Origin of the sequence: Rothia nasimurium (assembly GCF_928382285.1) — a bacterium.
GTDB lineage: Bacteria > Actinomycetota > Actinomycetes > Actinomycetales > Micrococcaceae > Rothia > Rothia nasimurium_E.
In genome coordinates, this window is record NZ_CAKMSS010000005.1 from 61,755 (window position 1) to 75,157 (window position 13,403).

General features: G+C 59.0%; 11 protein-coding genes, 1 tRNA gene and 1 pseudogene. 11 read left to right on the plus strand and 2 right to left on the minus strand.

Annotation, left to right across the window (positions count from 1 at the left end; translation table 11 throughout):
• The first annotated feature begins 238 nt into the window (after positions 1–238).
• On the plus strand, positions 239–1,033 hold the full coding sequence (locus tag L6758_RS06940; RefSeq protein ID WP_237218628.1) for a DUF2382 domain-containing protein: 795 nt from the start codon (positions 239–241) through the stop codon (positions 1,031–1,033).
• A 103-nt stretch (positions 1,034–1,136) separates the two neighbouring features.
• A pseudogene (locus L6758_RS06945) lies at positions 1,137–2,022 on the plus strand (SDR family oxidoreductase).
• A 98-nt stretch (positions 2,023–2,120) separates the two neighbouring features.
• Here the strand turns inward: L6758_RS06945 and L6758_RS06950 are convergent.
• Positions 2,121–2,720 carry a DUF3887 domain-containing protein gene (locus tag L6758_RS06950; RefSeq protein ID WP_237218629.1) on the minus strand — a complete coding sequence of 200 codons (600 nt, stop codon included), beginning with the start codon at positions 2,718–2,720 and terminating at the stop codon, positions 2,121–2,123.
• A 260-nt stretch (positions 2,721–2,980) separates the two neighbouring features.
• Between L6758_RS06950 and dusB the strand changes: the two genes are divergently transcribed.
• Complete coding sequence (gene dusB, locus L6758_RS06955; protein ID WP_237218630.1) at positions 2,981–4,174, plus strand: tRNA dihydrouridine synthase DusB; 1,194 nt, start codon at positions 2,981–2,983, stop codon at positions 4,172–4,174.
• Positions 4,175–4,196: 22 nt separating this feature from the next.
• Here the strand turns inward: dusB and L6758_RS06960 are convergent, their stop codons facing one another.
• Positions 4,197–4,616, minus strand: coding sequence for a hypothetical protein (locus L6758_RS06960; protein ID WP_237218631.1), 420 nt, complete (start codon positions 4,614–4,616; stop codon positions 4,197–4,199).
• A 203-nt stretch (positions 4,617–4,819) separates the two neighbouring features.
• Here L6758_RS06960 and L6758_RS06965 point away from each other — a divergent pair, with 203 nt between their 5' ends.
• From L6758_RS06965 to L6758_RS07000, 8 genes are all read left to right on the plus strand, one after another.
• Positions 4,820–5,182: a DUF6176 family protein gene (locus L6758_RS06965; RefSeq protein WP_237206742.1), complete on the plus strand. Its 363-nt coding sequence runs from the start codon at positions 4,820–4,822 to the stop codon at positions 5,180–5,182.
• A gap of 184 nt (positions 5,183–5,366) precedes the next feature.
• A complete protein-coding gene (locus tag L6758_RS06970; protein ID WP_237218632.1) occupies positions 5,367–5,927 on the plus strand; it encodes a GNAT family N-acetyltransferase in 561 nt (186 codons plus the stop codon).
• 48 nt (positions 5,928–5,975) lie between these two features.
• Entirely contained in the window at positions 5,976–7,313 is a 1,338-nt protein-coding gene (locus L6758_RS06975; RefSeq protein ID WP_237218633.1) for a deoxyguanosinetriphosphate triphosphohydrolase, read from the plus strand.
• A 43-nt stretch (positions 7,314–7,356) separates the two neighbouring features.
• Positions 7,357–9,261 carry a DNA primase gene (gene dnaG, locus L6758_RS06980; RefSeq protein ID WP_237218634.1) on the plus strand — a complete coding sequence of 635 codons (1,905 nt, stop codon included), beginning with the start codon at positions 7,357–7,359 and terminating at the stop codon, positions 9,259–9,261.
• A gap of 96 nt (positions 9,262–9,357) precedes the next feature.
• Positions 9,358–9,430, plus strand: a tRNA-Asn gene (locus L6758_RS06985).
• Positions 9,431–9,646: 216 nt separating this feature from the next.
• Positions 9,647–10,942: a M20 metallopeptidase family protein gene (locus tag L6758_RS06990; protein WP_237218635.1), complete on the plus strand. Its 1,296-nt coding sequence runs from the start codon at positions 9,647–9,649 to the stop codon at positions 10,940–10,942.
• Between the two features lie 120 nt (positions 10,943–11,062).
• A complete protein-coding gene (locus L6758_RS06995; protein ID WP_237218636.1) occupies positions 11,063–11,932 on the plus strand; it encodes a phage holin family protein in 870 nt (289 codons plus the stop codon).
• Positions 11,933–12,144: 212 nt separating this feature from the next.
• Positions 12,145–13,359 carry a glycosyltransferase gene (locus L6758_RS07000; RefSeq protein ID WP_237218637.1) on the plus strand — a complete coding sequence of 405 codons (1,215 nt, stop codon included), beginning with the start codon at positions 12,145–12,147 and terminating at the stop codon, positions 13,357–13,359.
• Positions 13,360–13,403: the final 44 nt, after the last annotated feature.

The following is a 13,403-nucleotide window of genomic DNA, read 5'->3' on the forward strand; positions in this document are numbered from 1 at the left end:
CATCTGTCAAAAATGACATGACTAGGCATGTTATTGGTTGGCATGCCTAGTCATGCTCTGTTGTTCACCTCAGGGTGAAATATTGTCTTTTTTCTTAAAAAGTTCGCTTAGTAGTTGCTCAGCCTGCTGAAAGTATGTAAGGTTATTACCAGTTGCTCAGCCTACTGATAGCACTCATCGGGAGAGCTCGGCTGGCGCAACACCTCGTACTGAGAGTCGCAAAGAAAGGCAATAGCTCATGGCTACCAACGAAACCATCGAAACCCTGCGCAACAGCACCGTATTCGGCACCGACGGCGAAAAGATTGGCAAGGTAGGCGAGCTCTACCTCGATGCCCAGACCGGCGAACCCACCTTCGTCACCGTCAACACCGGTTTCTTCGGCACCAACGAATCCTTCATCCCCGTGGATAAGGCCCGCTACGCAGGCGAAGAAATCCACGTTCCCTACACCAAGGAATTCGTCAAGGACGCCCCCAACATCGCAGAAGACGGCGAACTTTCACCCGCTGAAGAGCAGCGCCTCTACGAGTACTACTCACTCACCGCGGGCACCGCAGCCGCTGGCACCGCAACTGCCGGTGTAGCTAACACCGAGCGTCCTGCCGCCGACGCCCACGCAGCTCAGGCCACCGCATCTGCCGAGAACGGCGACGTCGTTGCCCACGAAGAGCGCCTGAACGTTGGTACCGCCACCAGCGCAACCCAGACCGGCCAGGTCCGCCTGCGCAAGGTCGTCCGCACCGAAACCGAAACCGTTGAGGTGCCCGTCCGCAAGGAAGAAATCGTTGTTGAGCGCACCAACCTCAAGGACGGCGAAGTAGTCGAGAACTACGACTTTGACTCAGCTGAAGCTCAGGCAGACGTCACCGTCACTGCCCACGAAGAGCGCCCCGTTGTCTCCACCGAAACCGTAGCCACCGAGCGCGTCTCAGTTGGCAAGGAAGTACGCACCGACACCGAGCGCGTCTCAGCAGACGTCCGCAAGGAAGAAATCGTTGTTGACGGCGATGACACCCGCAAGAAGTTCTAGTAATTTCTAAAGCTGTGACTACCTCATAGCTACTGTGAGCCCCGCACTTGATACTTCAGAGTGCGGGGCTCATTTATTTACCACTCCATCAGAAAGTAATTTCATGTCTCATCTTGAAGACCCCCGCTCCAAATATCCAGTGATTAGCCCATCCGAGCAGACTCAGCCCGAGCCTGGCCTGGATCAGAAAATGGAGCCTCTCGCTGATTTGGGCGAGAAAACCTATAAGGGCAATGGCCGCCTTGCTGGGCGCAATGCTCTGATTACCGGTGGTGACTCAGACCTTGGCGCGACGGTTGCTATTGCTTACGCCCGCGAGGGCGCCAACGTGGCGATTTCTTACCTGCCAGAAGAAGAGCCTGATGCTGAACTCATTATTAAGGCGATTGAGAACGCCGGGGTGAAGGCGCTGGCGCTACCGGGGGACCTGCGTGAGCTGGAGCAGTGCCAGGCCATCGTTGAAAAGACCGTAGAGGCTTTTGGAGGTCTCGATATCGTGGTCAATAATGCTAGCCGTCAGGTGTGGCATGAAAAGATTGAGGACCTCAGTGACGAGGACTTTGACCACACCATGAAGGCCAATATTTACTCGTCCTACCGTGTGACCAAGGCGGCTGTGCCTCACCTTAAGCCCGGCTCTTCGATTATCTTTACCTTATAGATCCAGGCCTATGATCCCTCAGAGACTCTGCTGGACTATGCTCTCACCAAGGCTGCGCAGAATAATTTCAGCAAGGGTCTGGCGCAGGCGCTGGCTCCTCGCGGTATTCGTGTGAACGCTTGTGGCACTGGGACCCTTCTGGACCCCGTTGCAGCCCAGCTATGGCCAGCCGATGGAGAAGCTGACTCAGTTCGGTCAGGATACTCCTCTGGGGCGTGCTGGTCAGCCGGCTGAAATTGCGGGTGCCTACGTCTTCCTGGTATCGGATGAGGCTTCCTATGTTGCGGGCGAGACCCTAGGTCTTACCGGCGGGCGTCCTACCCCGTAGGTTGCAAAACAACAGTGCGAAACCTGCCCCTGGCTCAGAGGTCTCTAAGGTCTCTGAACCAGGGGCGGGCTTTTGGTGAAGGCTTATGCGGAGGGTTTCTACCAGGGCAATTCAGCTGAGTCATTCAAATAGATGAGGAAACCGATGACCTTCCTACTGGAATTGAAAGCAATCTGACCGACGGGTTTACCGTCTGTATGCTCTAGTGTGAAGTCTGCGATTGCGAAGATTGAGCTGTTCGGGATTTTGACGGTTGCCGAGAAAACTTTGAATTCGTGGGGGCTCGGGGCGTGTAGGTTGATGGAACCAACGCGCTGGAACTCGCCGCAGCCGTTCAACACTTCTTGCCAAACCTCGGCAAGCTTTTTCTTACCGAGACCTCGTTTGGCGGTGAAAGAGAAGTAGCTGTGCACCTTCTCCCAGTCTTGTTCTGAAACGCGATAAAGAACAGATTTTGCGGTGTTATTGAGGTGGGCCTGGGTTGCTTCTGAGAATTGCATGGGCGCGATCTCCTGAACTATTTTTGAGTATTTCTGAGCTGCTGCCTGGCGGCTAATCCCTAACGCTGAGCCAATCTCACCCCAGGAGTAACCATCCTTTTTAGCGACGGCAACACAGTGGTTGAGATAGTGTTCAGAGTCCTGAGCGGCCTCCTGGGCTAGAGCTATGTTCTCGAGTTGGGTTGGCAGATTTTCCATGGAGTCTCCTAGATGTGAAATCGTCAAGGTTTTATTTCGGTTCCACGTTTTAATGATACTCAGATTTGTGTGGGTATGTAAAGGTTTTATTTCGTTAGCACATAATGGCGGCTAGATGGAAGCTGTGGACGACGGAGTACGCCCCGAACAACCTTCTAACTCCAGCTTGGTGGGGGCGCGTCCTTTTCCTCCTTGCATCAAAGCTGGTACTGTGAGGTGCCCCGCTGACCGCGTCAGTTCAAGTGTGCGAAAATAGCTCAGTGACTCTTTCAACTGACACCCCCGCAGAAACCAGCGCCGCGCCGCAGCTTAAACTGCCGCCCCTGCAACTGGGCAAGCTGACCGTTGATACCCCCGTGGTGCTGGCGCCCATGGCAGGCGTAACCAATAAAGCCTTCCGCCGGCTCTGCCGCGACTACGGTGGCGGACTGTACGTGACCGAGATGGTCACAGCGCGGTCCCTGGTGGAGCGCAACCCCGAGTCCCTGCGCATTATTGACCATGACGGCGACGAAAAGATCCGCTCCATTCAGATTTACGGGGTGGACGCCGTCAACGTGGGTAAGGCAATCCGTATGGTGGTCGAAGAAGACCGCGCCGACCATATTGACCTGAACTTCGGTTGCCCCGTGCCCAAGGTGACTAAGCTGGGTGGCGGCTCAGCCCTGCCCTGGAAGACCGACCTCTTTACCGCTATCGTCCAGACCGCCGTGCGCGAGGCATCCCGCGGGGACGTGCCCCTGACTATCAAGATGCGTAAGGGCATTGACGAGGACCACCTGACCTACCTGGAATCAGCCAAAATCGCCCGCGACGCCGGGGTTGCAGCTATCGCCCTGCACGGCCGCACCGCCGCCCAACACTACTCGGGTAAGGCTGACTGGGACTCCATTGCCCGCCTGCGCGAAGCTATCCCCGACGTGCCAATTCTGGGCAACGGCGATATTTTCTCAGCCGAGGACGCTATCGCCATGGTTGAACAGACAGGGGTGGACGGCATTGTGGTCGGCCGCGGCTGCCAGGGCCGCCCCTGGCTCTTTGGCGACCTTCAGAACGCCTTTGAGGGCTCGGAAGAGCGCCACCGCCCCTCTGTTTCTGAGGTGGCGGATATGATTTATCGCCACGCGGAACTGCTAGTTGAGACCTTTGGCGATGAGACCCGCGGCCTGCGCGAGATCCGCAAGCACGTGGCCTGGTACTTCCACGGCTATCCGGTGGGCGGCAAACTGCGCGCCAAGATGTCTACCGTGCCCACCCTGGAAGCCTTCCGCGAGTACCTAGCGGAGCTGGATCACTCTATCGGCTACCCCGGTGCCGCTGTTGAGGGACCCCGTGGCCGAGCTGGCAACCCCAAGAAGCCCCACCTGCCCGACGGCTGGCTGAACTCCCGCGTCCTGGGAGACGCCGAGCGTCTGGGCCTGGTGGATGCTGAACTGGATATCAGCGGCGGCTAGGGGAGCGGACGGCCGGGCCCGCCTAGTCCATATCGGGCGGCGGTGGGTCGGTGGGAGTTTTACCCTTCCACAGGTTCATGTCCCACATGATGGAGAAGGAACTCACCATGTGGAGGCTATGAAAGACTGCTCCACACTCTTCACCGTAGATGTCGCTGGCTGGGTCTGATGCGGCGATGGCCCGTACCGCCGTGATATTGAGGCAGATAACAAGGAGCAGTAGGAGAAGCCCGAGTATCCACTCGTAGACGAGCAGAGAAGCTGTTGCCATGGTGAGCAGGAGTGTTGCCCAACCTCTGAGGCTATTGCCCAGGAAGAAGTCGTGGGTGCCGAGGTAGCCCTGCCAGCAGGCCATCTGGTAGGCCCTGGACTTGGTGCGGATCAGCCTTTCATAACGAAAACGCTCCAGATCACCGTAGTTGGGTACGTACTTCTCGCTCATAGAAGACAACTGTACCTTCCAGTAGGGGGCACAAACCATAGGTTACATTGAGTGCTTACCAGAATCGCGCAGGGCCCACAAGCGACGTGGGCGCTGCGCGATTCTTGTGGGCGCTAAGTGCCTGGCGGAGGGAACGGTATAACGTACACTCGCGGATGAAGAGATAGCCCTGGAGCTAAGAACACACTGGATAGAATCATGGTATGCAGATTGAACTGACCCGATTTCGGGTAAAACCAGGCAAGCGACATAAGGTCGATGAATGGATGCTTTTCCTCAATCAGAACATGGAGGCTGTCAAAGAAACACTAGAGCCTGAGCACATGTATGTTGAGACAATCTTTGCCGAAACAATCGACGGAACCGATTACCTGTACTGGTATTCGGTGCGTGGGGAGGCTGGCTTGGAACAGAAGGTTACTGAGTCTGAGCACTGGTTGGACGAAAAACACGTCGAGTACTGGCGTGAATGTATCGATCCTACGTACCCGCCCCAAGATCTGTCACCGCGCGTGCACATGCTGCCTGACCGCGTCCTGGCCTCCATGAAGCCGCTGCCCCAGTAAACAGTGCTTATCAGAATCGCGCAGGGTCCACGAGCGGCGTGGGCTCTGCGCGATTCTTGTGGGCACCGGGTTTGTGAAGGGTAAAGGTGGGCGGACGCTGCACCCCGTTTCCCTGCCTCTGGGCAGGAAGAGCGGGGGCGGCGTCCGCCCCACTGAGCTGGGTGCACCCTCTAGACTTAAAAACATGCACACCCACACCCTGAGCCCTGAAACCCCGGCCGATAGCGCAGAAATTCGTGACCTGCTCCTGGCTGCCTTTGAGACCAGCTACGAGGCCGACCTGGTCGATGCCCTGCGCAGCAATCCCAACGCCTGGGAACCGGGAATTTCCCTCACAGCCCGCGACACCGTCACCGGTGCTCTTATCGGCTACATTCTCATTAGCCGCTGCTGGGTGGGCTCCTGGCCTGCCTATGCGCTTGCGCCCCTGGCCGTCCACCCCGATTACCAGGGCAGGGGAGTGGGCACCGCCCTAGCCGGTGAAGCTCTAGCCCGTGCGGCGGCGTCCGCCCAGGTCAGCAATGCACCCACCAGCCTGCTGGTGCTCGGAGAGCCCGCCTACTACAGCCGTTTTGGGTTCGAGCCAGCAGCCCGCCACGGGGTACGCGCAGTCATCGACGGTATTGAGCCGGCTGCTCTGGCAGAAGCCCTGCAGCTCGTTAACCTCACCCCCGACTACCCGCCTATCTCAGGCGAGGTCACCTGGCCCGCCGAATACGGCCTCGACCAGGGCGATGACCTCTAAACTGGAATCCCAGGCCTAGATTGAACCGGTAGAGAAAAGACGAGATTCATGAGCAGCACCTTCACCCCCGAACAGGCCCCCACCCCCGGCTATAGCGCAGCGGACGCCGAACGCTGGGTTCCCGAACACCACAAGTTTGTCTACCGCTCGCCCTTTGAACGCGACCGAGCCCGTGTGTTGCATTCTGCGGCCCTGCGCCGTCTCGGCGCCAAAACCCAGGTGGTTGATCCCGATACCGACGACTTCGTGCGTACCCGCCTGACCCACTCCCTCGAAGTTGCCCAGATTGGCCGCGAGCTGGGGCGCATGCTGGGCTGCGACCCCGACGTGGTCGATACCGCCTGCCTCTCCCATGACCTCGGCCACCCGCCCTTTGGGCACAACGGTGAAACCGCCCTCGACCGGCTAGCGGCGGACGCCGGTGGGTTTGAGGGTAACGCCCAGACCCTGCGCCTGCTCACCCGCCTTGAACCCAAGGTGATTAGGCACGACGGTGGTTCTGCCGGGCTAAACCTGACCCGGGCGTCCTTGGACGCAACTTGCAAGTACCCCTGGACCCGCGCCAACGCCCCCGCCCGAACCGACGGCAAACCCAACCGCAAATTTGGCGTCTACACCGACGACCTGCCCGTCTTCGAATGGCTCCGCGCCGGGGCTACCGAAGCCGGGGCTGCCCCCACCCAAAAATGCCTAGAAGCCCAGGTCATGGACCTCGCCGACGATATCTCCTACTCCGTGCACGACGTTGAGGACGCCGTCTTCGGTGGGCACGTGCAGCTCGATGACCTGAAAAAGGCGGACGCCCGCCAGCAGGTTTTCGACAAAACCCGGCTCTGGTACCTGCCCGGGGTCGAGGACGCCACCCTCGACAAAGCCCTAACCCGCTTAGAGAACCTCAACCGCTGGGTGCCCAATATGACGGGGACCCGCTCGTCCATGGCGGCGTTCAAGGCCCTTACCTCTAAGCTCATTGGGCGTTTTGCTGCCAGCGCCATGCTGGCAACCCGCGACGTCTACGGGGATGAACCGCTCACCCGCTACCAGGCCCAGCTGGTGGTGCCCGAAGAAACCGAGCACGAAATCGCCGTGCTCAAGGGTATAGCCACGGCATTTGTGATGGCTCCCCGCGATGCGGCAGCCGCGCAGACAACCGAGGGGAACCAGCAGGAGATTCTTGAATTCCTGGTGCACGCCCTCTTTGATAACCCCAACTACCTCGACCCGGTCTTTGCCGCTGACCTGCAGGAGCTGGGGCGCAATGACGATACTGCCCGCCTGCGACTGGTGATTGACCAGGTCGCCTGCCTGACCGACCGCTCCGCGGTCGCCCTCTTCAAACGAATCACAGGAACCCACTGGGCGGTTGGCGACAAACCGCTGTGGTAAGCCAAAACCCACCGGCTTGACGGCCCAGACTAAAATTGAACCCGTGGCAGGCTTAATCAAACGAGAAGACATTGACGAGGTGCGTTCCCGCACCGACATCCGCGAAATCATCGAAGGGTACGTAACCCTCAAATCCGCCGGTATCGGCTCTTTCAAGGGCCTATGCCCCTTCCACGATGAACGCACCCCGAGCTTCCACGTGCGCCCCCAGATGGGCACCTACCATTGCTTCGGCTGTGGCGAATCGGGCGATGTGATCAGCTTCCTCATGGAAATGGACCACACCTCCTTCACCGAAACCGTTGAAAAACTCGCCGCCCGCATCGGTTACGAACTGCACTACGAGCAGGGTAGCGGCATGAGCCGCGAAGAGGTCGGACGCCGCCAGCGCCTCCTCGATGCCCACAAGATTGCAGCGGAGTTCTTTCAAAAAAACCTCTACACCCCTGCCGCCGTTGAAGCCCAAAAGTTTCTCGGCGCCCGCGGCTTCGACCCCGCAGCCACCCAAAAATTCGGGGTGGGCTTTGCCCCGCGCGGCTGGGACAACCTGCTCAAATACCTGATGAACAAGGGCTTCACCACCGAGGAGCTACGCGAGACCGGCATGTTCTCAGAAGGCCAGCGCGGCCTCTATGACCGCTTCCGCGGCCGCATCATCTGGCCCATTCGCAATATCACCGGCGAAACCATCGGCTTCGGCGCCCGCCGCCTCTTCGAGGACGACCAAGGCCCCAAATACCTCAACACCCCCGAAACCCCCCTCTATAAAAAATCACAGGTGCTCTACGGACTAGATCTGGCCAAGCGCCCCATCGCCAAAAAGAAGCAGATTGTGGTGGTTGAGGGCTACACCGACGTCATGGCCGCTCAGCTAGCTGGAATCGACACCGCCGTAGCCACCTGCGGCACCGCCTTCGGTACCGACCACATCAAAATCGTCCGCCGTCTTATCTCCGACGACGGCACCGGCGGCGAAGTTATCTTCACCTTCGACGGCGACGCCGCCGGTCAAAAAGCCGCCCTGGCTGCTTTCTCAGAAGACCAGAGGTTCGTCGCCCAAACCTTCGTCGCCGTCGCTAAAGACGGCATGGACCCCTGTGACCTGCGCCTAGCCCGCGGGGACGCCGCCGTGCGCTCCCTCATCGCCTCCCGGCGTCCGCTCTTCGAATTCGCTATCGACGCCACCCTCGCCAACTACGACCTCGGCACCCTCGAGGGGCGCGTGCGCGGCATGCGCGCCATCGCCCCCATCATCGCCGGAATCAAGGACGCCGCCCTGCGGCCAGCCTACGTACGGCAAGTTTCAGGGCAGTTAGGGCTAGACGCCGCCGAAGTGCAGCGAGCCGTCAGCGCAGCGGCAGCTAACCCGCAGGCGTCCGCCAGCCAGCGAGCCGAAGCGGCAGAAGCAGAGCGCGCCACCCGAATCGCAGCAGAAGAAGCCCCCGCCCCCGTAGAAGACCCCTACGAGCTGCCCGATTTGCGTGATCCTGCAGCCCGCACCGAGCGTGAAGCCCTCGAAATCGTGCTGCAATACCCCCAGTACCTCTCCCTCGAACAGTGGCAGGAATTAGCTACCGTGCACTACCGCTACCGGGCCCACAGCGGCATCGCCCAGGGCATTATTGGGGCAGCCTCCACCATCGCCCCCGAACCCGGAGCCACCTGGGTCAACACCGTGCGAGCTTATGCCCCCGAACCCGTCCACGCGCTCATCGCAGAACTCACCGTCGCCCCCATCCCCGCCCGCACCGACGACCAGCTCAATCGCTACTCCCGCGACATACTCAACCGCCTCTTCGAACAAGAAATCACCCGGCAAAAATCGGACCTACTGATGCAGCTTCAGCGCCTCTCGCCCCAGAACGATGCCGAGGCCTACCGGGATATCCAACAGCAACTCCTCACCCTCGAACTCCGCCGCCGCAGCAAAATGCAAGGCCAAGACTAAGGTGTGATGTAGTTAACTCAATCTCGATTTGCGCGGGGCAAAAACCCCGTGTAGAGTTATTACTCGTTGCAGCGATGGAAACACCGCAAACAACATTCCCCCGTAGCTCAATTGGCAGAGCATTCGACTGTTAATCGAAGGGTTACTGGTTCGAGTCCAGTCGGGGGAGCAAATAAACAGCCCGGTCTTGTGATCGGGCTTTTTTGTATGCTTACGCTCCCCATATGTGGCGCTGGTCCCCAAATGTTGCGGCGCCACTGCCACATCTGGGAAGCAGTGCCACATTTGCTTAAAGCCTTGTCTTGTATCAACTAAGGGTGGTGGCTTCGCGCGAAGAGGCGTAGCATGTGAACTGTCACATAGTTCATAGATGAAGGAATAGGAAATGTCTGACCAGCAACTTCTAAACGACCTCTACGCCACCGCCGCTCGAAACGAAAAAGACGTCATCACCTGGCGTCACCACCTTCACCAGCACCCCGAACTTTCAAACCGCGAGACAAAAACAGCGGCCTACATTGTTGAGCGCCTTAAAGATATGGGCTTCGCAGATACTGACATACAGCAAAACATCGGCGGAACCGGAATCATCGCCACCCTGCGAGGGGGTACCCCCTCAGAAAAGGCCGTTCTCTTACGGGCGGACATGGACGGCCTGCCCGTCAAAGAAGAAACCGACCTGCCCTATGCCTCTGAAGAAGTAGATGAAAACTACCCCGGTGGCCCTTTTCCTGTTGCCCACGCCTGTGGTCACGACTGCCACGTCGCCATGCTTTTGGGTGCAGCGCGTACCTTCGCAGAGCACCGAGAGGAACTTGCCGGAACCATCTACTTCGTCTTCCAGCCAGCAGAAGAGGGGGCCCCTGTGGAAGAAGAAGGCGGAGCTGCCCACATGTTGACTGACGCGGCCTTTGACTCACTTGACCCCCAGCCAACTCTGGCCTTTGGTATGCATGTGATTCCTGCACCAAGCGGCTATGTGGGGTGGGCCTCGGGCGTGCAGCACGCTTCATCTGAAATGGTCAAGATAACCGTGCGGGGTGAACAGGTGCACGGCTCATCGCCGTGGGCGGGGCGAGACCCGATGCCAGCGGCTGCAGACATCATCAGTGCCATGGGGCAAATCTACCGCCAGATAGATGCCAAAGATGCGTTTACTATTTCCATTGGTCATGTTGAAGACCAGGGGCGTTTTAACATCATCGGCGAAAAAGTCACCCTCTGGGGCACCGTACGCTGTCTCAAAGACGGACTGATGGACGCCGTCAACGCCAAGATAGCCCGTACCGCTACCCATATCGCAGAAGCCTACGACTGTACCGCTACCGTCGATTTCTTACAGCAAATTCCGGCTGTGGTTAACGCGCCTGAAACGGTCGAAGCCTTGCGCCCTGCTTTGGAAAGCGCAGCGGCAGACCCGGATCAGGTCTTTGCAGCACCAGCGTCGCTGGGGTATGACGACGTCTCTGAGTTCATTAACCGGTACACCGGTATGTATGCCCTGCTCGGTGTGCAGGACGTGAAGTTCGGCTCGGGTGCAATGCCAGAACCTGTTGACGGTGGACGCGGGTTTGCTCCCAATCACTCACCGCGTTTCTACGCTAACGACGAAGCCCTCATCACCGGCGTCCGAATGCATCTTGCCGTTGCGCTGGCCCATCTCGAAACAGCGCAAGACTAAGAACCAATAATCGCATCACAAATCGGGGCGCAGTCGCCACAAGCCCCTAAAAGCCGGTAAACTTACTATTTGGTACACGTAATACGCAAGCACGCTTATCGACACAGAGAGAGGTGGCACATGACCACTCCTAACGACCTGAACGGCTCACGCCGGGCCCAGGGTCTGCGCGCCGGCTTCAACAACATCAAAGCTAGCGTGACGAACGTGGCTGACGCGGGCAAGGTGCTCACCAACCTAGCCCCTAAGCAGCTCAAAGACGAAATCCAGATCGCCAAGATTGAGGTCAAAGAAAAGGGCATCGCCCTGGGCAAGGGCGCCGCGGTTGCCGCAGTAGCCCTGGTCTTCGCCCTCTTCATGGCTATCGCCCTGGTTATCCTGGCCTACGTTGGCCTGGCCTCCATCATGCCTAACTGGGCGGCAGCTCTGGTTCTATTCGTGCTCTTCCTGCTCCTTGCCGGCATTGCCGGTCTGGTCGGCTTCAAGATGATCAAGGCCCAGCTGCCCTTCAAGCCTGAATCAGCTATCTTTGGTCTGCTCTACGACCTGGGCGTGCTGAAGGAAGGCTCCGCCATGACCTCCAAGCGCCTCAAGCGCGAGCAGGCTGAGAAGGCAGAAGCCAAGAAGGCCGAGCAGAAGTCAGAGGAGAAGAAGGACGGCGGCGAGCAGCAGGCACCTGCTACCCCCGCCCCCAACAAGGAACAGCTCCTGCAGCGCACCAAGCAGCGCCGCGAGCACCTCAAGACCCTGCGCGACGACATCGAGACCTACTCACGCGACGTGCAGGCCGGTGCCCAGGGCCTGGTGCAGAACGCCAAGACCTCCGCAAAGAACGCTCCTGCTACCGCCGTTGACGGTGGTAAGAAGCTGGCCGCAAACGCCTCGAACCCCGAGACCCTGCAGGCCCACTGGAAGTCTTTTGCAACCCTGGCAGCTTCCCTGGGAGCCTTCTTCGTCTTCCTCGGCAAGCTCATTAGCCGCCGCAAGTAAGACCCTGCCCTGCCTCAGATGAGGCGGCACAAGCGTCCTTGCACCCAGGCCCGCCCCGGCAGAACCGCCGGAGCGGGCCTGGCTTTTTGGACCAGTAGGGGCGCGGACGCCTGTGAGCCCCGCCGAATCCGCCGCCGGGCTGATGCAGAGCTACCGAAAACCCTGTAAGGTCAGTGTGATACTGAACGAAGAGACCTCGAAAGGGCCCCTGCATGGCTGATCAGCCCCTGACCGTCCTCATTGGCGCCGATACCTACCCGCCCGACATCAACGGGGCTGCCCAGTTCTCATCCCGCCTTGCTCACGCCCTGGCTGACCGCGGCCATACCGTGCACGTGATGGCGCCCAAGCAGGAGAAGGGCGTTACTAGCCGTCATACGGTGGACGGCATCGTGGAGCACCGCATGCGCTCGCACAAGGTCGTGACCCACCCCTATATGCGCCTGAACTTCCCCTGGGAGATTTACGCCGAGGCTGATCGTCTGGTGCAGGAGATTCAGCCCGACGTTATTCATATTCAGTGCCATTACATCATTGGGCGGGTACTGGCCCGTGTTGGGGCTAAACGCGGAGTGCGCGTTGTAGCTACTAACCACGTGATGCCCGAAAATATCACCCCCTTCTTACCGTTCGGTAAGGCTGGTAATGAGCTGGTGGTTAAGGCTTCGTGGGTTGATATGCGCCGGGTGCTCAACCGGGCTGCTGTGGTGACTACTCCCACCCAAATCGGTGCTGACGCCATGGAAAGCGCCGGTAAGTTCCGCCGCCCCGTGATGCCGGTGTCTAACGGCATTCAGAGTTCTGACTATGAGCTTGCGCCGGGGGAGACTGTTGAGAAGTCTGCCGGTGAACTGACGATTTTCTTTGCCGGGCGCCTGGCCGTTGAGAAGAATATCGATGTGCTCATTGAGGGTTTTTCGCTTCTTCCTGCTGAGCTGCGGCAAAAAACTGTTTTGGAAGTGGCAGGCACCGGTGAGATCCTAGCTGACTTGCGGGTTAAGGCTGAAGAGTGTGGTGTAGCTGACCGGGTGCGCTTCCTAGGGTATGTGACTGATGAGGAACTTCGCGCCGGTTACTTACGAGCCGACGTATTCTGCCAGCCCGGTACGGCTGAGCTTCAGTCGCTCGTGACTCTAGAGGCTATGAGTGCTTCTAAGCCGGTGGTTCTTGCTAACGCTCTGGCTCTGCCGCACCTGGTAGACCCGGGTAAGAACGGTTACCTCTTTACACCGGGCGATACCTTTGAGTTGGCTGCTCGCCTTGCTGATGTCTTGAATTTGCCTGAAGAAGAGCGCAAAGCAATGGGGGAGTGCTCCCACCAGATGGTTACCCGCCATGCTGCCGAAAAAACTTGGGAGACCTTCGAATCCCTCTACCGCTCTAATGCGCTATATGACCGATTCCTAGTTGAGCGACAGGCACGCTAGGTGGGTATGGGCTCTGCCCGGTCCGCGCGGACGTCCGTGGTTTG

Excerpts from the sequence above, each read along its gene's own strand:
- L6758_RS06990 (WP_237218635.1), top strand. The coding sequence starts at position 9,647 with ATGTCTGACCAGCAACTTCTAAACGACCTCTACGCCACCGCCGCTCGA.
- L6758_RS06965 (WP_237206742.1), top strand. The coding sequence starts at position 4,820 with ATGCAGATTGAACTGACCCGATTTCGGGTAAAACCAGGCAAGCGACAT.
- L6758_RS06995 (WP_237218636.1), top strand. The coding sequence starts at position 11,063 with ATGACCACTCCTAACGACCTGAACGGCTCACGCCGGGCCCAGGGTCTG.
- L6758_RS06975 (WP_237218633.1), top strand. The coding sequence starts at position 5,976 with ATGAGCAGCACCTTCACCCCCGAACAGGCCCCCACCCCCGGCTATAGC.
- L6758_RS07000 (WP_237218637.1), top strand. The coding sequence starts at position 12,145 with ATGGCTGATCAGCCCCTGACCGTCCTCATTGGCGCCGATACCTACCCG.
- L6758_RS06970 (WP_237218632.1), top strand. The coding sequence starts at position 5,367 with ATGCACACCCACACCCTGAGCCCTGAAACCCCGGCCGATAGCGCAGAA.
- L6758_RS06950 (WP_237218629.1), bottom strand. The coding sequence starts at position 2,720 with ATGGAAAATCTGCCAACCCAACTCGAGAACATAGCTCTAGCCCAGGAG.
- L6758_RS06940 (WP_237218628.1), top strand. The coding sequence starts at position 239 with ATGGCTACCAACGAAACCATCGAAACCCTGCGCAACAGCACCGTATTC.
- L6758_RS06960 (WP_237218631.1), bottom strand. The coding sequence starts at position 4,616 with ATGAGCGAGAAGTACGTACCCAACTACGGTGATCTGGAGCGTTTTCGT.